Source organism: Labrys sp. LIt4, from assembly GCF_017813775.1.
GTDB lineage: Bacteria > Pseudomonadota > Alphaproteobacteria > Rhizobiales > Labraceae > Labrys > Labrys okinawensis_A.
On the sequence record NZ_JAGIPY010000010.1, the window covers coordinates 77,478 to 100,692 of the forward strand.

General features: G+C 63.0%; 20 protein-coding genes. 12 read left to right on the forward strand and 8 right to left on the reverse strand.

Translation table 11 applies throughout. From position 1 onward, the window contains the following. Positions 1–33: 33 nt before the first annotated feature. From J8I29_RS18945 to J8I29_RS18965, 5 genes are all read left to right on the forward strand, one after another. Complete coding sequence (locus J8I29_RS18945; RefSeq protein ID WP_209432860.1) at positions 34–804, forward strand: VOC family protein; 771 nt, start codon at positions 34–36, stop codon at positions 802–804. 255 nt (positions 805–1,059) lie between these two features. Beyond that, a complete protein-coding gene (gene denD / locus J8I29_RS18950) occupies positions 1,060–2,064 on the forward strand; it encodes a D-erythronate dehydrogenase (protein WP_105864930.1) in 1,005 nt (334 codons plus the stop codon). 150 nt (positions 2,065–2,214) lie between these two features. Continuing rightward, complete coding sequence (locus tag J8I29_RS18955) at positions 2,215–3,186, forward strand: 2-hydroxyacid dehydrogenase (protein ID WP_209432861.1); 972 nt, start codon at positions 2,215–2,217, stop codon at positions 3,184–3,186. A 622-nt stretch (positions 3,187–3,808) separates the two neighbouring features. Continuing rightward, entirely contained in the window at positions 3,809–5,164 is a 1,356-nt protein-coding gene (locus J8I29_RS18960; protein ID WP_209432862.1) for a porin, read from the forward strand. A 309-nt stretch (positions 5,165–5,473) separates the two neighbouring features. Then, positions 5,474–5,788 carry a helix-turn-helix transcriptional regulator gene (locus tag J8I29_RS18965; RefSeq protein WP_209432863.1) on the forward strand — a complete coding sequence of 105 codons (315 nt, stop codon included), beginning with the start codon at positions 5,474–5,476 and terminating at the stop codon, positions 5,786–5,788. Positions 5,789–5,917: 129 nt separating this feature from the next. Here the strand turns inward: J8I29_RS18965 and J8I29_RS18970 are convergent, their stop codons facing one another. From J8I29_RS18970 to J8I29_RS18995, 6 genes are all read right to left on the reverse strand, one after another. Next, positions 5,918–6,814: an NAD(P)-dependent oxidoreductase gene (locus J8I29_RS18970; RefSeq protein WP_209432864.1), complete on the reverse strand. Its 897-nt coding sequence runs from the start codon at positions 6,812–6,814 to the stop codon at positions 5,918–5,920. A gap of 250 nt (positions 6,815–7,064) precedes the next feature. Next, positions 7,065–7,298 carry a DUF2160 family membrane protein gene (locus J8I29_RS18975; protein ID WP_209432865.1) on the reverse strand — a complete coding sequence of 78 codons (234 nt, stop codon included), beginning with the start codon at positions 7,296–7,298 and terminating at the stop codon, positions 7,065–7,067. A 4-nt stretch (positions 7,299–7,302) separates the two neighbouring features. Further along, a complete protein-coding gene (locus J8I29_RS18980; RefSeq protein ID WP_105864936.1) occupies positions 7,303–8,139 on the reverse strand; it encodes a carbohydrate ABC transporter permease in 837 nt (278 codons plus the stop codon). Next, positions 8,139–9,020, reverse strand: coding sequence for a sugar ABC transporter permease (locus J8I29_RS18985; protein WP_105864937.1), 882 nt, complete (start codon positions 9,018–9,020; stop codon positions 8,139–8,141). Before J8I29_RS18985 ends, J8I29_RS18980 begins: the two co-directional genes overlap by 1 nt. Before the next feature lie 209 nt (positions 9,021–9,229). Continuing rightward, positions 9,230–10,663, reverse strand: a complete 1,434-nt coding sequence (locus tag J8I29_RS18990) for an extracellular solute-binding protein (protein WP_105864938.1) — start codon at positions 10,661–10,663, stop codon at positions 9,230–9,232. Positions 10,664–10,948: 285 nt separating this feature from the next. Next, complete coding sequence (locus J8I29_RS18995) at positions 10,949–11,884, reverse strand: pirin family protein (RefSeq protein ID WP_105864939.1); 936 nt, start codon at positions 11,882–11,884, stop codon at positions 10,949–10,951. A gap of 204 nt (positions 11,885–12,088) precedes the next feature. Between J8I29_RS18995 and J8I29_RS19000 the strand changes: the two genes are divergently transcribed. Together J8I29_RS19000 and J8I29_RS19005 are read left to right on the forward strand one after the other, a co-directional pair. Beyond that, positions 12,089–13,648, forward strand: a complete 1,560-nt coding sequence (locus J8I29_RS19000) for a VOC family protein (RefSeq protein WP_209432866.1) — start codon at positions 12,089–12,091, stop codon at positions 13,646–13,648. After that, entirely contained in the window at positions 13,641–13,970 is a 330-nt protein-coding gene (locus J8I29_RS19005) for a GNAT family N-acetyltransferase (protein WP_105864941.1), read from the forward strand. The genes J8I29_RS19000 and J8I29_RS19005 overlap by 8 nt, the downstream gene beginning before the upstream one ends. Positions 13,971–14,136: 166 nt before the next feature. On the opposite strand, the gene J8I29_RS19010 is transcribed toward J8I29_RS19005, so the two are convergent. Next, positions 14,137–14,508, reverse strand: a complete 372-nt coding sequence (locus J8I29_RS19010; RefSeq protein WP_105864942.1) for a cupin domain-containing protein — start codon at positions 14,506–14,508, stop codon at positions 14,137–14,139. Positions 14,509–14,785: 277 nt separating this feature from the next. After that, positions 14,786–15,730: a ring-cleaving dioxygenase gene (locus J8I29_RS19015; RefSeq protein ID WP_209432867.1), complete on the reverse strand. Its 945-nt coding sequence runs from the start codon at positions 15,728–15,730 to the stop codon at positions 14,786–14,788. A 239-nt stretch (positions 15,731–15,969) separates the two neighbouring features. Between J8I29_RS19015 and J8I29_RS19020 the strand changes: the two genes are divergently transcribed. The 5 genes from J8I29_RS19020 to J8I29_RS19040 all read left to right on the forward strand — a co-directional run bounded on the left by J8I29_RS19020 (position 15,970) and on the right by J8I29_RS19040 (position 23,171). Next, entirely contained in the window at positions 15,970–16,890 is a 921-nt protein-coding gene (locus tag J8I29_RS19020; protein ID WP_105864944.1) for a LysR family transcriptional regulator, read from the forward strand. Positions 16,891–16,918: 28 nt separating this feature from the next. Further along, positions 16,919–17,386 carry a GNAT family N-acetyltransferase gene (locus J8I29_RS19025; protein WP_209432868.1) on the forward strand — a complete coding sequence of 156 codons (468 nt, stop codon included), beginning with the start codon at positions 16,919–16,921 and terminating at the stop codon, positions 17,384–17,386. A gap of 81 nt (positions 17,387–17,467) precedes the next feature. After that, positions 17,468–18,550 (forward strand): helix-turn-helix transcriptional regulator, encoded by a 1,083-nt coding sequence (locus tag J8I29_RS19030; RefSeq protein WP_209432869.1) that lies wholly within the window; start codon positions 17,468–17,470, stop codon positions 18,548–18,550. Positions 18,551–19,088: 538 nt separating this feature from the next. Continuing rightward, a complete protein-coding gene (locus J8I29_RS19035) occupies positions 19,089–19,865 on the forward strand; it encodes a winged helix-turn-helix domain-containing protein (RefSeq protein WP_209432870.1) in 777 nt (258 codons plus the stop codon). Positions 19,866–20,066: 201 nt separating this feature from the next. Continuing rightward, positions 20,067–23,171, forward strand: a complete 3,105-nt coding sequence (locus J8I29_RS19040; protein WP_209432871.1) for an ABC transporter transmembrane domain-containing protein — start codon at positions 20,067–20,069, stop codon at positions 23,169–23,171. Positions 23,172–23,215: the final 44 nt, after the last annotated feature.

Genomic DNA, 23,215 nt, shown 5'->3' on the forward strand with positions numbered 1-23,215 from the left:
CTGATCCGAAACCGGCCTCCAAGGGAGCCTATCATGTCCGTCACACATGGAAGTTTTGTCTGGTACGAACTGATGACCACGGATGTGAAGGCAGCGGCGGCCTTCTATACCGCCGTGCTGGGCTGGGAGGCTGCGGATTCCGGCATGCCGGGCCTCACCTACACGCTGTTCTCCAACAAGGGCGCGCTGGTGGCCGGCCTCATGGACATTCCGCCCGATGCCGCCGCCCGCAATGTGCCGCCGAACTGGACCGGCTTCGTCGCCGCCGACGATGTCGATGCCTCCGCGGCCCAGGTGGTGAAGCTCGGAGGCAAGGTTCATCGTGCGCCGGATGACATTCCCGGCGTCGGCCGCTTCGCCATTGCCGCTGATCCCTATGGGGCCGTGTTCGGCCTGTTCAAGGGGCAGGGAGAGGCGCCGGAATTGCCGGGGCTGGGCACGCCCGGCCATATCGCCTGGCGCGAGCTGCATGCCGGCGATGGCCCCGGCGCCTTCGAGTTCTATTCCAGGCTGTTCGGGTGGGAGAAGCACCAGGGCCTCGATATGGGGCCGATGGGCGTCTATCAGCTCTATGGCCAGAACGGCACCGACTATGGTGGCATGATGACCCGCACCAAGGACATGGGCGAGCCGACCTGGGTCTATTACATCCAGGTCGAGAACATCGACAAGACGGCCAAACGCGTCGCCGATAATGGCGGCAAGATCCTGATTGAACCGATGGAAGTGCCCGGCGAAATGTGGGTGATCCAATGCCGTGATCCGCAGGGCGCGCTGACTGCGATGGTCGGGCCGCGTTCCTGATCGCGCTCCCGGGGCGAATGATGGCGAGGCCCCGGAAGCGATGACGGGGCCTTTGTCATGCGCCATCACATCCTTGCTGAATTTGTAAGACAAGAACTTGCCTCACCTCGGCAAAGGCCTTATCGCTAGGGCTGAGAAACGGCGGATTCGAGCCGTCCTTCGGGCCCGGAACGGGCATCATGAGACAAAGGGTGCGGCGCGATGCGCAGCTTCGGCTGGCGGTTTTCGGTCGCGGGGAAATGACGAGGCGAGGCGATGAAAGTCCTGATCCTGGGTGCGGCCGGCATGGTTGGCCGCAAATTGCTGGAAAGCATGAGCCGCGACGGCAAGCTGGGCGGCAAGCCCGTCAGCGAAGCCCTGCTCAGCGATGTCGTGCTGCCCCAGGTGCCCGACGGTCTGCCGTTCGCCTGCAGCGCCAGCCAGGACGATCTGCCCGTACCGGGCACGGTCGAACGCCTGATCGGTGCGCGCCCCGACGTGATCGTCCATCTCGCCGCGATCGTCTCGGGTGAGGCGGAAGCCGATTTCGACAAGGGCTATCGCATCAATCTGGAAGGCACCCAGCGCCTGTTCGAGGCCATCCGCCAGGCCCATGGCGATGCCAGGCCGGGTGAGGGCTATTATCCGCGCGTGATCTTTTCCTCCTCCATCGCCGTGTTCGGGGCGCCCTTCCCGGAGCGCATCGGTGACGAGTTCTTCAACACGCCTCTGACCTCCTATGGCACCCAGAAGGCGATCGGCGAGCTGCTGCTCGCCGACTACAGCCGCCGCGGCTTCTTCGACGGCATCGGCATCCGCCTGCCGACAATCGCGGTGCGCCCCGGCAAGCCCAACAAGGCAGCCTCCGGCTTCTTCTCGGGCATTCTGCGCGAGCCGCTGAACGGGCAGGAAGCCATTTTGCCGGTCTCCGACGATGTGCGCCATTGGTTCGCCAGCCCGCGTTCGGCGGTCGGCTTCCTCCACCATTCCGCGGCGATCGACACGGCCCGCCTGGGTGCGCGGCGCAATCTTTCCATGCCCGGCCTGTCCGCGACGGTGGCCGAGGAGATCGAGGCCCTGCGCCGTGCGGCCGGCGACAAGGCCGTGGCGCTGATCAAGCACCAGCCCGATCCCGTGATCGAGAAGATCGTGGCCGGCTGGCCGCGCGATTTCGACACGGCGCGCGCCCTCGAACTCGGCTTCGTCGCCGATCGTGACATGGATGCCATCGTGCAGGCCCATATCGAGGACGAGCTCGGCGGCAAGCTGCCGGCCCTGTAAGCATTGGCGGGCAGGTGTCCTGACGGTGTCGGCCTGCCCTCACGCCTTGTTCCGATGCATTTTGCGATTTGGTGATTTCGCCGGATCGCAAAACGCTTTAGGTCTTGGCGCCTTCTTTCGATCAATTCCGTTCCGTGAGAGCCCCCCGGCATGTCCGCACCCGATCTCCTGATGCCCAAGCCCATGCTTGCCCAAACGGTCGAGGCCCTGGACCGGGCTTTCACCGTGCACAAGCTCTGGCAGGCGCAGGATCCCGATGCCGTGCTGGCCGGGATTGCCGACCGGGTGCGCTTCATCGCGGCGGGCGGCCATGCCCATGTCGACGAAGCCCTGATCGCGGCTTTGCCCAAGCTCGAAATCATCGCCAATTTCGGTGTGGGCTATGATTCCGTCGATGCCGCTGCGGCGGCGCGGCATGGTGTCGTCGTCACCAACACGCCCGAGGTCCTCAACGAGGACGTCGCCGATCTCGCCATGGCCCTGCTGCTGGCGACCATTCGCGAAGTGCCGCAGGCCGACCGCTTCCTGCGGCAGGGCAGATGGCTGAGCGAAAACTATCCGCTGACGCCGGCGACGCTGCGCGGGCGCACACTCGGTATCGTCGGCCTCGGGCGAATCGGCAAGGCGATCGCCCGCCGCGCCGAGGCCTTCGGCCTCAAGATCGCCTATTATGGGCGCCGTCGCCAGGCGGACGTTGCCTATGCCTATCACCCCAGCGTGACGGCGCTGGCGGAGGCGGTCGATACGCTGATGATCATCGTTCCCGGCGGGGCCGAGACGCGCCATCTCATCGATGCCGAGGTGCTCGAGGCTCTCGGTCCCGAGGGCGTGCTGATCAATGTCGCCCGCGGTTCGGTCGTTGACGAGAATGCCCTGATCGAAGCGCTGCGCAATCGCACCATTCTCGCGGCGGGGCTCGATGTCTTCGCCGACGAACCCAACGTGCCCGGAGCGCTGATGGCTCTCGACAATGCGGTGCTGCTGCCGCATGTCGGCTCGGCCACCATTCACACCCGCCGCGCCATGGGCCAGCTGGTGGTCGACAATCTCGTTTCCTGGCGAGACGGCAAGGGCCCACTGACGCCGGTGGCCGAGACGCCCTGGCCCCGAGAGAAGGCCTGAGGGCCGCCGGCTTCAACCGCAGACAGGACAGGCAAGCTCTGCCGGATCATTGATCCTGCGGAGCTTGCCCGCGTTCGACCCGAGCGAGATTTTTCGTCACGTTGCAAGGCCTGCCTCCTGCAAGCAAAACGGGATGCCGGATAGGAGTTTTTCCGGACTCGCTCTGGCATCGGTGGGCGGCAGCGGCGGGTCGATAAGTCTTATATTACCACGCGGAAAGTGATTTTCCCGCGATGGGGGTCGTGTGTTGCCTTTTGCCTGCGAGATAGGGATTTTGCGTATTCGTTTTATGTGTTGCAATTATAAAACGTAGAAATAGACTTTTATTTTGTTGAGATAAAGTTGGATTCTACCGAAAAGGATAGATGTTTTTGCAGCGTAAGCTGGGCTGGTCTAGATGTGTCTTTTAAGTGACACATATTTGCCAAAATGTTTTCTACCATGGCCGAGGTTGCAAAACTCTATTGTAGCGCTTTCCAGAATATCGCACCTTCATGGCGACGATTCACATGGCGGCCAAGTGCTTTTCAAGCATCGCCAAGTTCGGTCGGGCGTTGCAAGCGGGGTGCGAGGTCAAGAAACCCTCATTGCGCAAGTAAAATAATTCCCGGAGGGATTTCTGATGACGATAAAATCCGTACTTCTCGGTGCTGCGGCAGGCATTGCCGCCATCGGCGCCGCCCAGGCCGCCGATCTGCCCATGACCAAGGGCGAAGCCGTTGAATATGTGAAGGTCTGCTCGGCTTTTGGTCCCGGCTTCTTCTATATCCCCGGCTCCGACACCTGCCTCAAGATCGGTGGCGAGATCCGTGCCGACTATCGCGCGTTTGGGCGCAGCGGTGACTTTGGCGACTTCAATCGCGACGACGACCGCTCAGCCTTCAACACCCAGGCTCGTATCTGGTTTGATGCCCGTACAGAGACCGATTGGGGCCTCTTGCGCTCCTATTTCCAGATCAATGCTGACTCGCATCCCATCAGCAATCTGGGTCGTGGCGGGGTCTATAACGGTAACACCTTCACGATCGACAAGGCTTTCATCCAGTTCGGCGGCCTCACGGCGGGCTATGCCCATTCGTTCTTCGGTTTTTACGATAACGATTACGGCAACACCATCTGGGCACCTTATTATGCCCAGTCGAGCACCGTAAACTTGTTGGCCTACTCCGCCGAATTCGGCAGCGGTTTCAAAGCCACGCTGTCAATCGAAGACGGCCGCGATCACCGCGTGGATGGTATCAGCATTCCCATCAACAACACCTCCATTGCTTTGCCCTTCCAGGGTGGACAGCAGATACCGGACGTCGTGGCCCAGCTTCGCCTAGATCAGTCGTGGGGGTCGATCGCGGTGCAGGGGGCTGTCCATCAGCTTCGTACGGCTGAGGGGGTGACCATCACCAATCCCCTCAATCCGGCCCAATCAGTCGGTATCGGCTATTCGCATGAAAACAAGTGGGGCTACGCCATTGGCGGCACCGCCCTGTTCAAAATACCGGCAATCGATGGCGGCCACTTTATCGTTGAAGGCCAGTACGCCGACGGTGCTACGCACTACCTCGGCGTCAGCAATTCGCTCGGAGGCCTCCTTGGACAGTCCGATCTCTATCCGAGCCGTTTGGGGCCCCCGTCACCCGGCAATATCATTAACGTGGCTTCGTTTGGTCGGGTGAAGGGCTGGTCGATCGTGGCCGAACTCGGTGGCAACATCACGCCGGTGCTGAACGCCAATCTGGTCGGCAGCTATATTGAGACCAAAGCTGACGGTATCCTCGCCAATGTTCTTGCCGGAGGCGTTGACGTCAAGGTCAAGGAATACACGATTGCGGGCAACCTGACCTATACGATCGTGAAGGGGCTGAGTGTTTCTGGCGAAGTGGCCTACACCCATCAGACCCAGGATCTCAACACGGCCTTTGGTGGTGCTGACGGCAAGGAGAATGTCTGGAGCGGCGGCGTTCGCCTGAAGCGCGTCTTCTGATCCGAACTGGATGATCTGAGAGCGGGGTCTGGCGTGAGCCGGGCCCCGCTTGGTCTATTGTGCTTGCTGTGTTGAAGTTGTGCTGTGCGCTTTTGCAACGTCCTCAAGAAATTGTGATGTTACGAGTTTGATCTGTAACGCTGAATGCGTTGCGATATGGTAAGGTTTATTGGATTGCCTTACGTATAGCTATTGAAGTCCAGTGCGTTTTGCGAAACCTTCTCGATTCTGAAGAAGTCGCGATGAAATATTTCAGAATGTTTTCTGCAAGAGTGTCAGGCAATGTAGCGCGATCTCACCGGGCGTGAAGTGAGTGAAGAAATGCAGGAAAGAGCGAACCGTCCCTTCCAGAAGAACTCCACGTCGCTTCAAATCGATTGGAAGCGATTTGGCGACGATTTGCGGAAAGCGCGGGCAATGCGCGGGCTGACCTATCGACAATTCGGTGCGCTCACGGGCGTGACTTTCAGTACGCTGGCACGCCTCGAATCCTCCTACCTTCCCTGTAATGCCGAAACCTTCATGACGCTGGCGGTGGAGATGGGCCGCGACCCCTTGGCCTATGCAATCCGCGGGAAGACCGGCGTGAGCGGCGGGCTCGCACAGGAGACGGATGCGGCCTGATCGGCGCGTGCGATCGCGGCGTGGTGAGGGCGGAGGGCAGGGCGCCTAAACGGAAACGCTGTTCTGCTCTGGCTCTTTGTTCGAACCTGTCTTTGCGTTTTTTGGCGATTTCGCCAATTGCACGTTGCTCTAGCCTTTCACATAACGTCGCCAGGGATGTTCTTCCCGGAAACCTAGCAATTCGCGGGCCTTCTTGTTGGACAACAGCGTCTCATACTCGCCGAGCGTGCCCTTGACCGGCACATTGGGATAGAAGCGCCGCAGAAGTTCGGCGGTCGGCAAATTGGACGAGGTGTCGTCGTTGACGGCATTGAAGACCTGGAAGCCCAAGCCGTCCTTCTCGATGGCGCGCCGGGTGATCTGGCCGAGATCGCGCGCATCGATATAGCTCCAGGCGATACGCTTTCGGAAACCGGGATCGGCGAACCATTTGGGGAAGTTCTCGGTGTAGTCCTCGGGAACGATGACATTGCCGATGCGCAGCGCGTAGATGTCGATGCCCTCGCGCAAGGCAAAGGCGCGAGCCGTCTTTTCGTTGACGACCTTGGAAAGGGCGTAACTGTCCATCGGGTCGACGTCATAGTCCTCGTCGAGGGGAAAATAGGCTGGATTGCGGTGCTCGTGGGCGAAGACGACTCCGTAGGTCGTCTCGCTCGAGGCAATCACGACCTTGGAGATGCCGAGCTTGGTTGCCGCTTCGATGACATTGTAGGTACCGAGCGCATTGACGCGGAACACCTCGTTGTCGGGCACGATCATGATGCGCGGAATGGCGGCGAAGTGGACGACGGCATCGACCTTCTGCGGGCGCAGCGAGGCGTCGAACTCATGCGTGCCCATATAGCTCGACAGGGCGTTGAAGACCTGGGCGCCATCGGTGATATCGGCAATCAGGGTACGAACGCGCGGATCGTCCAGCGGACGGGTGTCGATGTTGAGCACCTCATAGCCATGGTCGAGGAGATCCTTCACCACATGGCGGCCGGCCTTGCCGCTGCCGCCGGTGAACATGATGCGCTTGGCCATTATCCGCTCCCTCCAATCCTGTCATCGTATTTTGTATGACAATAGTGGGCGGAGCCTGAAGCGCAAGGGCTACCTTGGGTTTGTGCCTCGGCAGGGGAGCCATCCTAGCGGTCTTGATGCTTGACCGATCAAGCACCGTCATTGCGAGCGAGCGAAGCAATCCAGAGTTGGAAAACGCGGCCGCGGCGGCACCTGGATTGCTTCGCTGCGCTCGCAATGACGCTTTGGCCAAGTATCACCGCCAGCGGCATCACCCCCTTTTGATGATCACATAGCCGAGCACCAGCGAGATCGCGGTGGCGAAATAGATCGACAGCGATTGCTCGACAAAGCGCATCCAGAACAGATGGATGGCGATCAGCAGCACCACGGCGATGAAGCCGCGGTCGAAGCCGTTGGTGTGGATCGGCAGGAAGCCGGTCTTTTCGACGGGAGCCTTTTCGAGCTCCTCATCCTGCTTGTCGAGATTGGCGAACTGGTTCATGGTCTCATCCCTTCACGGCGCCGAAAGTCAGGCCGGCGACGATATGGCGCTGTACCATGCCGAGGATCACCAGAGCGGGGATCAGCGTCAGCATGGCGGTGGCGGCGAGCTGGCCCCAGTTCGTGCCGGTGACCGAGACATATTCGGCGAGCAGCGTGGTGATGGTGCGGGCCTCCACGCTGGTGAGGGTGGCGGCAAGCAGATATTCGTTCCAGGCGAAGATCCAGGTCAGGATCATGGTGACGGCGAGGCCTGGCCGGGCCAGCGGGTAGATCACTTTGGTCAGGAGCTGGAAGGTCGAGGCGCCGTCGATGGTGGCGGCTTCATCGAGTTCCTGCGGGATGGAATCGAGCACCGGACGCAGCGTCCACACCGCGAAAGGCAGGTTGAACACGCAATAGAGCAGGATGAGGCCGATGCGGGTGTCGAACAGCTTCCAATTGCCGACGACGAAGACCTGCGTATAGAGCAGGAACAAGGGCAGCAGGAACACCGCGGGCGGGGCCATGCGGTTGGTGATGGTCCAGAAGAAGATGTTCTCCTTGCCGACCAGCTTGTAACGCGTCAGCGCATAGGTGGCGAGGAAGCCGAGCAGGCTCACCAGCACGGCGTTGGAAGTGGCGACGATCACCGAATTCAGCATGTATTTCTGCAGGTTCGGATCGGTCAGGGCGTTGGCGTAATTGTCTGGAAAGAAGGAGGTTAGCAGGAAGCTCGGTCTGCCGAAGAGTTCGACGCGGCTCTTGGCGGAGACGACGAACAGCCAGTAGATCGGCGCCAGCGTGATCAGGCTGAGCACGATCCAGAGCAACAGGCTGACGAAGACGTTGGGCTTACGCATCACTCGGGCCTCCTGAGATCGCGGCGGGCCACCAGGGCCGAATAGAGCAGCCAGCACATCACGATGGTGAGATAGAGCACCAGCACGGACATGGCGCCGCCATAGCCGTAGTCTTTCTTCGGAAACACCACGCGGAAGATATAGAGGCCGACGAAGCGGGTCGCATCGCCCGGACCGCCCGAGGTCAGCATGAAGATCTCGTCGAAGGTGCGCAGGGCGTCCATCAGGCGGATGAAGACGGTGGCGAGGATGGCCGGCTTCAGCATCGGCAAGGTTATGTGCCAGAAGATCTGGAAGCGGCTGGCGCCGTCGATCTGCGCCTGCTCGAAGGGATCCTTGGGCAGGGACGAAAGGGCGGCGAGCAGGGTCAGCGTCACCAACGGCGTCCAATGCCAGATATCCATGATCACCACGGCGGTGAAGGCCTGGTCCGAGAAGCGGCTGATATTGAGGTCGTAGCCGAACCAGGCTCGAAGATAGCTTGGCACCGGGCCGAGGCCCGGCGTCAGCAGCAGGCGCCAGATCGCGCCGACGGCGATCGGAGCGATCACCAGCGGCAGGGTGTGGATGGTGCGGAAGAAGCCCTTGCCCGGAAAGTCGCGCATGAAGAGCTGGGCGAGGAAATAACCGAGCACGATCTCGCTGACCACGGCGAAGAAGCCGAATTTCAACGTGCCCCAGATCGACTTGAGGAAGTCGGCATCGAAGACGAGGGCGCGGAAATTGTCGAGCCCGTTGAAATGCATGGTCGGATCGGCAGCGAAGCTGTTCCACTGCGTGAAGGAGACCACCATCACGTAGATGAACGGCACGACACCGAACAGAGCGAGGATGAACAGGGTGGGTGCCAGCAGCAGCCAGCCGGTTGTCGACGATCGCATGAGGGTTCCTTCACCCGCGAGGCAAGAGGGTTGGAGTAATTGCCATCTCTTGGTCATTCCGCGCCCGATGCAGCCTGCTATGGTGCACCGCAGACGCGGAACCGTTCGGAAATATGCGCTTTATCGTCATGCGATCCCGGACCTGCACCGCAGCGCTTGGCGCTGCAGTGCGTCCGGGATGACTATACGAACGGAGGTCGGCAGCGTCCTTACTTGCGATAGCCGAGCTTCTTGAGTTCGGCTTCCGTCGTGGCGGCCATCTGGTCGAGGGCGTCGGAGGCCGAAAGGTCGCCCGTGATGGCCTTGTAGAAGATCGAGGCTGTCGCTTCACGCACCTGGGCGTGGAAGGGGTAGGGCGGGGCACCGGCAAAGAGCTTGCCGTCCTTCTTCATCAGCGAATAGTAGCCGTTGGTCTTCTCGTCCTGTGCCTTCACCTTGGGATCGTCATAGGTCGCGGTGTGGGTGATGCGCGAACCGGCGACGGCCCAATCGGCCTGGACACTCTCCTGGGCGATATATTGCAGGAAGAGCAGGGCGGCTTCCTTGTTCTTGGAGGCATAGGAGATGCCGAAGGCGCCGCCGTCATAATAGCCGATATAACCCTTGCCGGCTTCCGCGGCTTCGATCACGCCGGGGGAGGTCGGGGGCAGCGCCACGCCGACCTTGCCCACGACCTTGGACTTGGCGGCATCGGTGGCGATCCAGGCGGCGTTCTCGCCATAGACCAGGCCCTGGGCGGCGCGGCCGGCCGCGAAGGTGGCGGCCACTTCGTCCCAGGTGCTGGCGGTGGATTCGGGCGGCGCGTCCGGCAGCAGGCTCAGCCAGTATTCCAGGGCCTTCTTGGCTTCGGGGCTGTTCATCGAGCCGCCATTGGCGACGGTGGCGGCATAGTTCTTGGAAGCGTCGATGCCCCAATTATAGACGCCGAAGGTCGGCGCGACGCTTTCGAAGAACTCGTACCAGGAAGCGGGATGGCCGGTATTGGCCTGCACCGTCGAACCCCACAATTCCTCGCCCTTGTCCTTGCCCCATTCGGTGAAGAAATCGGCGATGGCCTTGTAATCCTCATGGGTCTTGGCGGGCGCGAGATCCTTGCCGGTCTTCTTCTTGTAGGCTTCCTTCACCGCCGGATCGTCGAACAGATCCTTGCGATAGAGGTAGATCTTGATGAAGGCCTCCATCGGCACGCCATAGAGGTCGCCCTTCTCGTCCTTGAAGTAGTTGGCGAAGGTGGTGAACTTCGCGGGATCATAGTCCGGCGCCTTCAGCGCCGGCTTGTCGGCGAGGGTCTTGGTGATGTCGACCAGGAAGTTGCGGGCGAGATAGCTGTAGATGATATCCTGTTCGATATAGACGAAGTCATAGACGCCGGTCTTGGCCTCCATGTCCTTGATCGCCTTGTCGTACATCTGGTCCCAGGAGGTGGCTTCGAACTCCACCTTGATGCCGGTGGCCTTGGTGAAGGCGGGGCCCAGCACATTCTTCACATAATTCGAGGGCGGCGTGCTTTCCGAAATGCCGTGGATGGTGACACCCTGCAGGTCCTTGGAGGCATCGGACCAAAAATCGGCGTAGGCGGAGGTGGTGGCGAGCAGGACGCTGACCGTCAGCGCGGCGAGGCCGGCTCCTATCTTCCTGTACATCTGGTTTCTCCCTGGAAATGGCTTGTTTCTTATTGCCCGCGTGGCGACGGGACAGGCGCCTGAGCCACGTCTTGAGGGCGCCCTTCATTTTGTTGCGCATTTCCACAAACTGAGTCAATCGGCAAGGTCACGCGCAACGTCAACTTATATGAGGAATCTTGCGCAAAGTCATCCCCAAAAAATGACGAACCTTCTCCATATGATGAAGAAGGTTCCTCGCAGAGTGCCAGCGCCGTCCGGGGGCGGGTCTTCCGATCCGCCCCCGGATGCAGCCTCAGTCTGGTATCAGTCGGGTAGAGGAATATATTCGGCCCGATCGTCCGGCGGCAGATCGAACAGGCCTTGGCCCCACTTCTTGGCCTGCCATTGCGCCTTGGCTTCTTCGATGCGTTCCTTCGATGAAGCGACGAAGTTCCACCAGATATAGCGCGGCCCGCCCAGCGTGGCGCCGCCCAGGATCATCAGGCGGGCACCCTGGTCGCCGGCCGCAACGGTGATGGCGTCACCGGGACGGAAGACCATCATCTGTCCGGCAGCGAAATCCTGGCCGGCGATGGTGACGGAGCCTTGCGTGATGTAGAGGCCGCGATCCTCATGATTATCCGGCATGGGCAGCCTGGCACGGGGGGCGAGGACGACATCGCCATAGAAGGTTTCCGAGAACATTGTCGCCGGCGCTTTCTCGCCATAGGCATTGCCCAGGATCAGCTTCACGCTGACCCCTTCGCTTTCGATCACCGGCAAAGTCTCCTTGCCGTGATGCTCGAACATCGGCGCCATGTCCTCATGGGTTTCCGGCAGGGCGATCCAGGTCTGGATGCCGAACAGGCTGTTGGGGCCGCGGCGGGCTTCCGCCGAGGTCCGCTCGGAATGGGTGACCCCGCGCCCGGCCACCATCCAGTTCAGGGCGCCGGGATGGATGACCTGGTCGGTGCCCAGGCTGTCGCGATGGTGGAAATCGCCGCGATAGAGATAGGTGACGGTGCCCAGGCCGATATGGGGATGCGGGCGGACGTCGACGCCCTGGCCGGTCAGGAACTCGGCCGGACCCGCCTGGTCGAAGAAAATGAAGGGCCCCACCATCTGGCGCTTGGGGGCGGGCAGGGCGCGGCGCACCTCGAAGCCGCCGAGATCGCGCGAACGCGGCACGATCAGGGTTTCGATCGCGTCGATGCCGATCGCATCGGGGCAGCCGGGTGTCAGGGCAGGGTTCCAGCTCATTCGATCCTCCGGGGCGTTGTCGGCCGCAAGATCTCAAACTCTGCTCGGGCGGCCCATGGCTCACCATAAACAGGGAGCCATCCGGCCAAAACCTTTTTGCCGTTCGGCAACCGCGAACGCCGAGTTCGTCATCGGCGGCTTGGACGAACACAAACGATCATGCGAGGTTGGGACTATCGACCGGCGTAGAGACGAGAAGCGATCATGACGGCAATTGCCGCAAGCGGCATCCACCACGTCACCCTGATGACCCGCAACGTGCAGGCCAATGTCGATTTCTATGTCGGTTTCCTCGGCCTGCGCCTGGTCAAACGCACGGGCGGCTATGAAGACGCCGAGCAGCTCCATCTTTTCTATGGCGACCGTCTCGGTTCTCCCGGCTCCATCGTCACTTTCCTGGTTTGGGAGGACGGCGCTCCGGGTCGTGTCGGCAATGGCCAGGTTGCCGAGATCGCCCTTGCCGTGCCTTCGGCCAGCATCGGTGATTGGATGACGCGGGCGCTCAGCCATGGCGTGCCGATGACGGGTCCGTCGCAGGAGTTCGGCGAATCCGTTCTCCGGCTCAAGGATCCCGATGGTGTCATCGTCAAGCTGGTGGGCGCCGACCTGCCCGCTGCCGCGCCCTGGGGCAGCGAGGCGATCGCGCCGCGGCGCCTGCGTGCCGTGACCCTGCTGACCGACCAGCCTGAGGAGACGGCAGCCTTCGTCACGCGTTTTGGCTATCGGCCCGGGCCGCGCGAGGGCAATGTCCAGCGTCTGCTGTCGGATACGGATGCCGTCGATATCCGCGATGCCTCGGGCTATGTGCCGGGTGCTCCGGGCACCGGCACGGCCGATCATGTCGCCTTTCGCGCGGCGGACGTGGCTGAGGTGCGCAAGCACGAGACTGCGCTGTCGCGTCTCAACTCATCGCCGACCAATTTCCACGATCGCAACTACTTCACCTCGCTCTATGTGCGCGAGCCCGGCGGCACCTTGATCGAAGTGGCGACGGATGGTCCGGGTTTTGCCATCGACGAGGAAGCCGATCGTCTCGGCGAGCGCCTGTTCGTGCCGCCTGGGGATGCCGGGCGGGCCGAGGATCTGAAAGCCATGCTGCCGCAATTCTCCCTGCCGGGAGAGCCGCGACTGCCGCACCGGGATCTTCCCTTCGTGCATCGCTTCTTCACGCCGGACCAGCCCGACGGCAGCACCGTGATCCTGCTGCATGGGACCGGTGGCAACGAGGCTGATCTGATGCCGCCGGTCAGTCGGATCGCGCCCCATGCGACCTTGCTGGGCGTGCGTGGGCGCAGCCACGAGGAAGGCGTGCTGCGCTGGTTTCGGCGCTTTGGGATGACGAAGTTCGATCAGGCCGACATCGCCTTCGAGGCGAAGGCCTTCGCGGCTTTCGTCGAAGGGGCCGTGACGGGTTATGGGCTCGATCCCGCCCGCCTGACCTTCCTCGGCTATTCCAACGGTGCCAACTTCATCGCCGCCATGATGGGGTTGCATCCCGGCGTCATCAGGCGGGCCATTCTGCTGCGGGCGATGCCGGTGCTCGAAAGCTTGCCGCAGGCCGATCTGTCCGGAACGCAGGCCCTGATGCTGACCGGTGCGCGCGACCCCTTCGGGCAGGAAGCGCCGCGGCTCGAGGCCTGGCTTAGGGAGCAGGGCGCCCAGGTCACCGTTCACAATATCGACGCAGGCCATGAATTGTCGCCCGCCGACCTGTCGGAGGCACGTCAATGGCTCGAAACCAACAAGGGAGGCCGCAATGGCTGAGATCGACATTCGTCGCGAGGAACTTGCCGAGCCACGCGGGCGCTATGTCGCCCGTATCGACGGCGTGGAAGGGGAGGCCGAGCTCGTCTTCACCAGGCACGCGGCCGGGTTGATCAGCGCAGACCACACCGGCGCTCCCGAGACGATGCGCGGCACCGGCGCTGCCGCCGCTCTGGTGGCCTACATGGTGGAGGACGCACGCCGGAACGGCTCGCGCATCCTGCCGCTCTGCCCCTATGTGCGAGCGCAATATCGCAAGCACCCCGACTGGGCCGACGTGATGACGCTGGCACCGGGCGAGGACCCGCCTGCAGGGGCGTAGACAGCCTCATGTGGAGGCGATCAAGCGCTACGGCAATTGCCTGCGAGGTCATCCCGGACGTAGTGCAGCACTACGTGCCGCATCGCGCACGGGATGACCGGTGCAGCAGTTACCTGCCCCGCTGCTTGCCGTGTGGGCGCCAGCTCCGCGCAACCGCGCCGCAATCTCAAGCCCAGACGTCGTTCTGCGCCGTGCGCTCGCCGCCTTCATGGCCGGTGTTGAGCGTGCCGCGCGGTTCGATCAGCAGGAGATGGACCTCGCTTTCCGCGTAGGGCTTGTGCTCCATGCCCTTTGGCACCACGGCCATCTCGCCGGGCCCGATCACGACGGCGCCATGACGAAAATCGATGCGCAGCCGGCCGCTGAGGACGATGAAGGTCTCGTCCGTTTCAGGATGGTCGTGCCAGATGAAATCCCCCTCGATGCGCACCAGCTTGAACTGGTAGTCGTTCATTTCGGCAATCACGCGGGGCTGCCAGAAATCGCCGATCGTTGCGATTTTCTCGGCGAAGTTGATCGCCTTGGGCGTGGTTTCCATGGTGCCTTGCTCCGTTCTCGAAAGATGCGACTTATGGAGCCTGCTGCGGCTGCGATCTTGAACGATTGTGCGCTTCCGCCGCGGTGCGGTTTCTAGAGCAAAGCGCGTTCAAGCGCGAATGCCCATTTGCTCTAACTTCCTGTTTCGACACATCTTTGCGATTCTTGGTGATTCCACCAAATCGCAAAACGCTTTAGGCTTGCCTCCAACAAGAAACCAGCGCCGGGGGATACCCGGCGCTGGCCTTGCGTTGGTTGGACTATGGTTGTGGCCGATATTACAGGGGCTGCAGGCCGGCTTCGATGGCGGCGCGGCGACCTTCGAGGAAGGGCGGCAGCGACAGGCGCTCGCCCAGGCTCTCCAGCGGCTCATCGACGGCGAAACCAGGACCGTCGGTGGCGATCTCGAAGAGATTGCCGCCGGGCTCGCGGAAGTAGAGCGAGCGGAAGTAGTAGCGTTCCACTTCGCCCGAGCTCGGAATGCCGAACTGGCCGAGGCGTTCGGTCCAGGCATGGATCGCCGCCACGTCAGGGGTGCGGAAGGCGACGTGATGCACGGCGCCGGCGCCCTGGCGGGCCGTGCCGAGCCCCGGCTGCACGGCGACATGCAGCTCGGCGGCAGCGCCGCCTTCGCCCATGCGGTAGACATGTACGCGGCCCTCGCCGTCGGGCGAAGCATAGTCGCGCTCCTCCTTCATGTTGAGTACGCGAGTGAGCACGGCATCCGTGGGCTCCTTCTTCGGCACCGAGATGGTGATCGGGCCAAGGCCCCTGATCTGGTGTTCAGTCGGCACGGGGCTGCGGCTCCAGGGATGCAGGGCGCCGTTGCCGCCATCATCCACCAGCCTGAAGCGCTGGCCTTCGGGATCTTCGAATTCGAGGCTGGCCCGGCCGTCGATCAGGCCGACATCGCCGGCGGTCACGCCCAGATCCTTCAGGCGGGTCGCCCAATAGTTCAGGCTGTCCTCGCCGGAAACGCGCAGGCCGGTGCGGCTGATCGAATGGGTGCCGCGGCGTTCGGGCGCGACCGGCCAGTCGAAGAAGGTGAGGTCGCTTCCGGGCGTGGCTTCGCCATCGGCGTAGAACAGGTGATAGGCGCTGGTGTCGTCCTGGTTGACGGTCTTCTTGACCAGTCTCAGGCCGAGCGTGTCGGTGTAGAAGCGCTTGTTGGCCGGGGCATTCGCGGTGATCGCGGTGAGATGATGGATGCCGGTGAGCTGCATGGCAGCCTCCTTCGTGTTGCGTTGCCCGCAATATCGGCGCGAACGGTCGGGCCGTGTAGCTTGATCCTTGCACACGCTGCGTTCGAAGATTTCGAACGGCTGGGCTTGGAAAGACCATGGAGACGGGCTAGGCAATTGGTGTGCCGATCTCCAGATCGGCATTCCTAGCTCCAATGTGCCGATCACGCTCCATCACGTGATGGCGGTGGGGGATCGGCACACCAATCCAGATTGCCGCCATGAAATGGACCATCGACGAGATCAAGACCTTTCTGGACGTGATGGAGACCGGCACGGTTTCCGGCGCGGCGGCGCGGGCGAACCTGTCGAAATCGGTGGTCAGCAAGCGCATCGCCGATCTGGAGCTGGCTCTGGGCGCGCCCTTGTTCCAGCGTCATGCCGGGCGCATTCTCGCCAATGAGACGGCGGCTGAACTGGCGGTGCGGCTGCGGCCGGCCCTGGCCGAGATGACCAATGCGGTCGAGAGCGTGGCCTGGGGCATGGCGGGCCTGCGCGGTTCACTCGCCATCTCGGCGCCGATGAGCTTCGGCATCCGTCATCTCAGCCCGTTGCTGGCAGCCTTCGCCCTGCGGCATCCCGACCTCGAGCTGGTGATCGACTATGAGGATCGCTTCGTCGACCTGGTGCGCGGCGGCTTCGACCTTGCCGTGCGCATCGGCCAGATGTCGGATTCCGGCCTGATCGCCCGCAAGCTCTGCGACGATCCGCGGGTGGTCTGCGCCAGCCCCGATTATCTGGAGCGGCGGGGGGCGCCGAAGGACCTGGCCAGCCTGCCGGATCACCCCGCGATCGGCTATCGCAACCTGCAGGCGACCCAGGTCTGGCAGTTGGCCGACGGGGCCGGCGGTGTCGTCGGCGTGCCGATGCGCGGGCGGATCGCCGCCAATAATGGCGAGGTGATGCGCGACATGGCGATCGCCGGCCTGGGGCTGGCCCTGCTGCCGATGTTCATCGCCCATGAGGCCTTGGCGGATGGCCGCCTCGTCGCCCTGCTCCCCGACCACCCGCCGCTGCCCTTGCCGATCGCCGCGGTCTGGCCGCCCGTCAAGCCGATGCCGCGCAAGCTGCGGGCGATCGTCGATCACTTGGTCGAAGGTTTCGGCGAGGTGCCGGACTGGCTGCGCGAACCGGTGCGATGATGCCAGATCCCGCCTGTGGATATGCCCCATGACGATAGAACGGTATGAGGGGCCGCGTGACGCCCTGCAGGCCTTGTTCGGCCTGGCCGATGATTCACCGCTTCAGATCGCCGTCTATGTCGGATTGGGCGACGTGCTGGTGGCCCGCCAGGAGGGCGCGATCATCGGCCATGTGCAGATCATCGCGACCGACGAACCCGGCGTGCTCGAGCTCAAGAGCCTGGCGGTGCTGGCCGAGCATCGCGGCAGGGGCATCGGGCGAGACCTGGTCGAGGCGGCTGTCGCCTTCAGCCGGGAGCGGCGCGCCCGCTCCCTGGTCGTCTCGACGGCCACGGCCGATATCGGCAATCTGCGCTTCTACCAGCGCAGGGGCTTTCGCATGACCCGGATCGTGCCGGATGCCTTCCGGCCGGAGACGGGTTACGCCGACGGCCTCATGGTTGATGGTATAGTCTTACGCGATCAGGTGTTTTTCGAGTTGAGACTTGCGGATTAAAGGAAAGAAATCGATATTTTTCTGATAAATTGGCGGCGTGATCTGGAATAGTGCAGGCGTTGCTTTCGAGAGGAAGCCGTCATGGATCAGCAACTGGTCGATCGGATCTACGAATGTGCCTTCGTGCCGGAGCAATGGCCGGGCACGCTGGACACGCTCTCGCGCATGACGGCGGGCGCGGGCGGCAGCCTCTATGTCTTCGGCAAGGACGCCACCATGCTCACGGCCTCGCCAGGCGCCCGGGAGAGGGCCAAGGCGGCGCTGGCGGGTGGTTTTGCCCAGCGTGGCCACGGCCTTTCGCGTGTGCTGGCATCCTCGCGCGCGGGTTTCATCACCGAGCGGGACATCATGACCGAGATGGAGCTCGAACAGGAGCCGCTTTATCGCGATTTCTGGCGCCCCTCGGGCATTGGCTCGATGATCGTGACCACGGTGGAACTGCCGACGCGGGAAATGCTGCTGCTGCTGTTCACGCGCTGGCTGGCGCAGGGACCGGCCGAGCGGAGCTTGGTCGACCGTTTCGACATATTGCGCCCCCATCTGGCCCGCAGTGCCCTGATGACTGCCCGCCTGCAGCTCGAGCGGGCGCGCGTTGCCAGCCAGACCCTGGCTGCTCTCGGCCTGCCGGCGCTGGTGCTCGACCGGATGGGCAAGGTGCTGGCCGCAAACAGCCTGATCGAGGATCTCGGCGCGTTCGTGCATTGGCGCGCCTTCGACGGCGTTTCCTTCGTCGATCGGGCGGCCGACAAGCTCCTGCGCGACGCCATCGTCACCATCGACCAGCCACATGGCGCGAGCGTGCGCTCCTTCCCGGTGCGCGGGGAGACGGAGGCCATGGTCGCCCATATCGTGCCGATCCGCCTGAGCGCGCGCGACATTTTCGTCAGCAGCGCGGCGACGCTAATCCTGACGCCGGTGACGGCACCGCAGGCGCCGCCGGTGGAACTGGTGCAGTCCCTCTTCGACCTCACGCCGGCAGAGGCCCGCGTTGCCCGCAGCCTCGCCACGGGTGACAGCGTCGAGGACATTGCCCAGCATAGCGGGGTGACGCCGAACACGGTGCGCACGCAGGTGCGCGGCGTCCTGGAAAAGACCGGCTGCAGCCGCCAGGCCGAGGTGGTCGCCCTGCTGGCCGGCCTGGCGCCGCTGCCGCGCATGGCGTGATGCCCCGGGGCTGGGGATAGGTAATAGGTAATAGGTAATAGGTAATAGGTAATAGGTAATAGGTAATAGGTAATAGGTAATAGGTAATAGGTAATAGCATTACCCTGCCCGCCGGGGCGCTGCCCCTCACCCGTACCCTCTCCCCGCAAGGAGCGGGGCGAGGGAGGCGCAAGCGTCGCGATTAATCCTCAGAGCTTTCTTCTTGCCCGACCGCTGGGCGAGATGAGACACTTTCGGCTTAAAACACAAGGCTGAAGTCCCCTCGCCCCGCTTCTTGCGGGGAGAGGGTAAGGGTGAGGGGCAGCGCCCCCGTGTGCGGTCATGTTGATAGACACTTTGCTCTCGATGAGCACCTTGATCGCAAGAAATCCGGCTGCTTCTCATCTGTTTTGATGATGTTTCTCCGACAGGAATAGCGAAACTGGAGCGGCGGCTGAGACAGCCGGAGGCTCCCTGCAGATCCTCCTGCGCTTTTCGGCGGCACCACAGATGGAGCGGGGGCAAACCCCGCCGGACCCACTGCCGAGAGAGTAGAGACATGGATCAGGAGCTGACATACAGGCTCGGCGAATCCGTTCTGGATCTCAGCCGAGGTACATTGCGCAAGGCCGGTGCACGCGTGCCGGTGCGTTCCAGGACCTTCAAATTGCTAAGCTATCTTGCCCGCAATGCCGGAAGGGTCGTTCGCAAGGACGAATTGTTCGCGGCGGTCTGGCCGCACGCAGTGGTCACCGAGGGGGCTCTGTTGCGCTGCATTCGCGATGCACGCCAGAGCGTTGGCGACGAAGAGCACCGCATCATCCACACCGTGCCTGGGCGGGGATACATGTATCTGCCGTCCGGCAGCCTTGCCGACACGCCGGAACAGGTGCCCGACGACTTCGATCTCGATGCCGGCGCGGCGGAGCCCAAGGTCGCGGTGATGCCGTTCAGTCTGCGCGGCGTGGATGGCGGGTTGAAGCCCGCTTTCGACACCATCGTACAGGAAATCAGGGGCGCGATCGCCAATTCGCGCGTAATCGTGGTGCAGACCCCGGCGCGGCGCAGGCCTTCACCCAGGACGGTCGCCGGCGTCGACTATCTGGTCGAGGGTCAGGTCATGGCCGGCGAGCCGCATCTCAATGTCGTCGTGACGCTGTCCGATGCCCGATCGGGACGCCGCCTGCTGACGCAGTCCTTCTTCCTCAAGGCCGAAAACGTCATGGCGTTCCACCAGAACGTCGCCAGGCAAGTGGTCAGTGCGCTCGTTTTCAATATCGAGACGGCCTCCTGGCACGGCACGGCGCAGGGCACGACGTCCCTGCATATGTGGTGACAGTCTCGCGTTATAGCGTTTTGCGATTAGACGGAGTCACCAGGAATCGCCAAGACGCGTCGGAACAATGAGCTGGAGCAAATAAGCGTTCACGCTTGAACGCGCTTTGCTCTAGCGCTTTTCGCCTGCCGGCGGCTTGCTATTGTGGGTTGTAGTCACACATGAAGATGTGGGGATCTCGCAACGGGCGGGAGGCGACTTTTGTCCAGCAATGGCGATCCGGACAGATCCGGGCTGTTTTCCTTCGTCTGGCGGCACAGCAAACGGCATCAGCTCATGTTGCTGGCCGCCACCGTGGCTTCCTTTCCAGTGTTGTATCTTTCCCTGGAACTGCCGAAATATATCCTGAACGGAGCGCTTCAGGGGCATGTCACACCGCTCAACCATCTGGGCCTGCATCTCGACCAGACCACGCTTCTCGTGGTGCTGTGCCTGGCCTTTCTGGTCTGCACCTTGGCCAATGGCGTCATCAAGATGCAGCTCAGCATCTATCGGGGCGTCATCGGCGAGAGGCTGATCCGGCGGCTGCGCTACAAGCTGATCGCGCAGGTGCTGCGTTTTCCCTTGCAGCGCTTCGACACCGTCTCGCAGGGGGAAGTCGTTTCGATGGTCACCGCCGAGGCGGAGCCGTTGAGCGGCGTGATGGGCGATGCTTTCGCCCAGCCGGTGTTCCAGGCGGGCCAGATCCTGACCATCGTCGCCTTCCTCTTTCTTCAGAATGTCTGGCTCGGCATTGCCGGCATCGGCCTCATCCCGGTGCAGGCCTATCTGATCCCGCGCATGCAGCGCTATGTGAACAGGCTGCATCACCAGCGTGTCAGCCGGGTGCGGGCTCTGTCGGAGCGCATCGGGGAGAGCGTCGCCGGGGTGGCCGATCTCAGGCAGAATGGCGGCTTGCGCTACCGTCTGGCCGAGTTCAGCCGGCAGCTGGGTGAGCTCTATACGATCCGGCTGCGCATTTTCGAGCGCAAATTCCTGATCAAGTTCGTCAACAACTCGATCACGCAGCTCACCCCCTTCCTGTTCTTCCTGATCGGCGGCTATCTGGTCATCCATGGCCAGCTCAGCGTCGGCGCCTTGATCGCGGCGCTGGCCGCTTCCCGCGACATCGCCGATCCCTGGCGTGAATTGCTGACCTATTGGAACCAAGCCCAGGAGGCCTCGTCGCGTTATGACGCCCTCCTGGAACAGTTCGAAGTGCCGGATGCACCCGCCCCGGCGGTGGCGGATGCCGATGTTCCGCGCCTGAACGGCGCCATCCATCTGCGCGACGTCACCGTGGCGGGCCTTGGCGGGGTGCCCCTGCTCGACCAGGTCGACCTCCTCATTCCCGGCGGGTCGCTCGTCGCCATCCAGAGTGCGGACATGCTGGTGCGGCGGGCCCTGTGCGACCTCTTCTCGGGCGCCTCGCTGCCGAGCGCCGGGCAGGTGACCATATCGGACATCGACCTCGCCGGCGTCAGCCCGGCCGTTCTGGCTGCGCGCATCGGCGTCGCCAACAGCACGCCCTATCTGTTTCGCGGCACGATCGCCCAGAACACCAGGATGCCGCTCTACCTCGAACCCCGGCCGTCCGACGAGCCCTCAGGCGAGGTCGCCAAGGCCCTGGCCGAAGCGGCGGAGACCGCCAACAGCCCCGATCGGCTCGACATTGCCTGGGGTGACGGCGGCCTCGTCGGTTTCAAGGACGAGAGCGAGGTCGATGCCTGGTGGCTCGACGTCATCGAGGTGATCGGCCGTTCGGAAATGCTGCTCGATCGTGCCCTCGACGGCTATCTTGTCTCGGGTCAGCATGACGATCTCGCCGGCCGCGTCCTCGCCCTCAGGGAGGCAGTGGCGCGGCGCCTGGAGGCGGATGGGCTCGCCGGACAGATCGACCGTTTCGAGCCCGGCGCCATCAATCCCGGCCTGACCATCGGCGAGAACCTGCTCTACGGCGTCCATCATCATGGCGAGACCGAATCGAGTCATCCAGGTGAAGCTCTCCTGGCCGAAATCGCCAGTCTCGACATTGCCGAGCAGCTCCTGGCCTTCTCGATCGACCTCGCATCGACGCTGGTCAGGGCCTTCGGCGAAGTCGGGCCGCGGCATCCGCTGCTGCGCCGCTTCACCACCATCGGCCCCGAGCTGTTCGAGCGCCTGAGATCGGTCGCATCCAAGGAGCAGGCCCGCGATGTCGCCGGCATGAGCGCCGCCGAACGTGCCACGCTGCTGTCGCTGCTCTTCAACATCGCGCCGAGTGATCTCGGCACCGATTTTCCCGCCGAACTCGCAGCCGCCATCGTAGCCGCGCGTGCTCGCCACGGCGCGCGTCTGAGGGAGCTGGCCGGTGGGACTTTCTCGTCGATCGAGGCCGGCGCCTATAATTACGACCTGACCGTGCTGGAGAACCTGGTGTTCGGCCTGTCCGTGGCGCCGTCGGAGGCGACCCGCCGGCAGATCCATCACGTGCTGATGGACGTGGTGGAGGCGCACGGCCTGGCCGGCGCCCTGCGCCTGCTGGTGGGGGAAGTGCGCACGGCGATCGCCGGCACCAATCTCTCGCCGGCGGTGCGCGAGCGCATCGGTCTCGGCCGGGCCCTGATCCGCCGGCCCGATCTCGTCTTGCTCGATCACGCCATGGCGAGCGCTTCGGAAGCGGACCGCCGCGCCATCTGGCTTAGGCTCCGGGCCCTGCTGCCTGAGAGCACCATCATCGTGCTGGAGCCGCAGATCGCCCAGAGCGAGGATTTCGACCTGGTGGTCACCATACGCGACGGCCGCCTGATCAATGGCGCCAGCCGTCCACCGGCACCGGCCTATCACGCCTCGATTTCGGGCGATCTGCAGGCCAAGGTCGAGGTGCTCTCGGCGGTGGAGAGCTTCCGTGGCCTCAAGCGCAGCCAGATCGAGCTGCTCGCCTATGCCTCGCGCTGGATGTCGACGAAAGCCGGCGACTATGTCTTCCGCACCGGCGAGGTACCCGATGGCGCCTATGTCGTCGCCTCCGGCAGCGCCGAGCTGCGCTGGCTCAATTCGCTGGGCGAGGAGGAATTGATCGATACCATCCTGCCCGGACGCCTGATCGGCGACCTCGCCGTCATCCTCGGCCAGACGCGCATGGTATCGATGATCGCGACGGCCGATCTGACCGGCCTACGCATCGGCACGCGCGAATTCCTCGACATCGTCGAAAGCGACATCACCGTCGCGCTGCATCTTCTGCGCACCGTCGGTCATCACCTGGTCGAGGTGGGCGAGGAGGTGATCACCAAGGGCGCCTACAAGCCCAAGCAACCCGGCGAGATCGCCGCCGATCGGCCATAAGAGTGCTCGGGCGTTCTCCGGAAAAGTTGAGAGGGAGTCGTTCA

What these genes read in the sequence shown, in the direction of transcription:
- J8I29_RS19035 (WP_209432870.1), top strand. Translation starts at nt 19,089, where the DNA reads ATGGATCAGGAGCTGACATACAGGCTCGGCGAATCCGTTCTGGATCTC.
- J8I29_RS19030 (WP_209432869.1), top strand. Translation starts at nt 17,468, where the DNA reads ATGGATCAGCAACTGGTCGATCGGATCTACGAATGTGCCTTCGTGCCG.
- J8I29_RS18980 (WP_105864936.1), bottom strand. Translation starts at nt 8,139, where the DNA reads ATGCGTAAGCCCAACGTCTTCGTCAGCCTGTTGCTCTGGATCGTGCTC.
- J8I29_RS18990 (WP_105864938.1), bottom strand. Translation starts at nt 10,663, where the DNA reads ATGTACAGGAAGATAGGAGCCGGCCTCGCCGCGCTGACGGTCAGCGTC.
- J8I29_RS18985 (WP_105864937.1), bottom strand. Translation starts at nt 9,020, where the DNA reads ATGCGATCGTCGACAACCGGCTGGCTGCTGCTGGCACCCACCCTGTTC.
- J8I29_RS18995 (WP_105864939.1), bottom strand. Translation starts at nt 11,884, where the DNA reads ATGAGCTGGAACCCTGCCCTGACACCCGGCTGCCCCGATGCGATCGGC.
- J8I29_RS19015 (WP_209432867.1), bottom strand. Translation starts at nt 15,730, where the DNA reads ATGCAGCTCACCGGCATCCATCATCTCACCGCGATCACCGCGAATGCC.
- J8I29_RS19010 (WP_105864942.1), bottom strand. Translation starts at nt 14,508, where the DNA reads ATGGAAACCACGCCCAAGGCGATCAACTTCGCCGAGAAAATCGCAACG.
- J8I29_RS18970 (WP_209432864.1), bottom strand. Translation starts at nt 6,814, where the DNA reads ATGGCCAAGCGCATCATGTTCACCGGCGGCAGCGGCAAGGCCGGCCGC.
- denD (WP_105864930.1), top strand. Translation starts at nt 1,060, where the DNA reads ATGAAAGTCCTGATCCTGGGTGCGGCCGGCATGGTTGGCCGCAAATTG.
- J8I29_RS18975 (WP_209432865.1), bottom strand. Translation starts at nt 7,298, where the DNA reads ATGAACCAGTTCGCCAATCTCGACAAGCAGGATGAGGAGCTCGAAAAG.
- J8I29_RS18960 (WP_209432862.1), top strand. Translation starts at nt 3,809, where the DNA reads ATGACGATAAAATCCGTACTTCTCGGTGCTGCGGCAGGCATTGCCGCC.
- J8I29_RS18945 (WP_209432860.1), top strand. Translation starts at nt 34, where the DNA reads ATGTCCGTCACACATGGAAGTTTTGTCTGGTACGAACTGATGACCACG.
- J8I29_RS18955 (WP_209432861.1), top strand. Translation starts at nt 2,215, where the DNA reads ATGTCCGCACCCGATCTCCTGATGCCCAAGCCCATGCTTGCCCAAACG.
- J8I29_RS19025 (WP_209432868.1), top strand. Translation starts at nt 16,919, where the DNA reads ATGACGATAGAACGGTATGAGGGGCCGCGTGACGCCCTGCAGGCCTTG.
- J8I29_RS19005 (WP_105864941.1), top strand. Translation starts at nt 13,641, where the DNA reads ATGGCTGAGATCGACATTCGTCGCGAGGAACTTGCCGAGCCACGCGGG.
- J8I29_RS19000 (WP_209432866.1), top strand. Translation starts at nt 12,089, where the DNA reads ATGACGGCAATTGCCGCAAGCGGCATCCACCACGTCACCCTGATGACC.
- J8I29_RS19020 (WP_105864944.1), top strand. Translation starts at nt 15,970, where the DNA reads ATGAAATGGACCATCGACGAGATCAAGACCTTTCTGGACGTGATGGAG.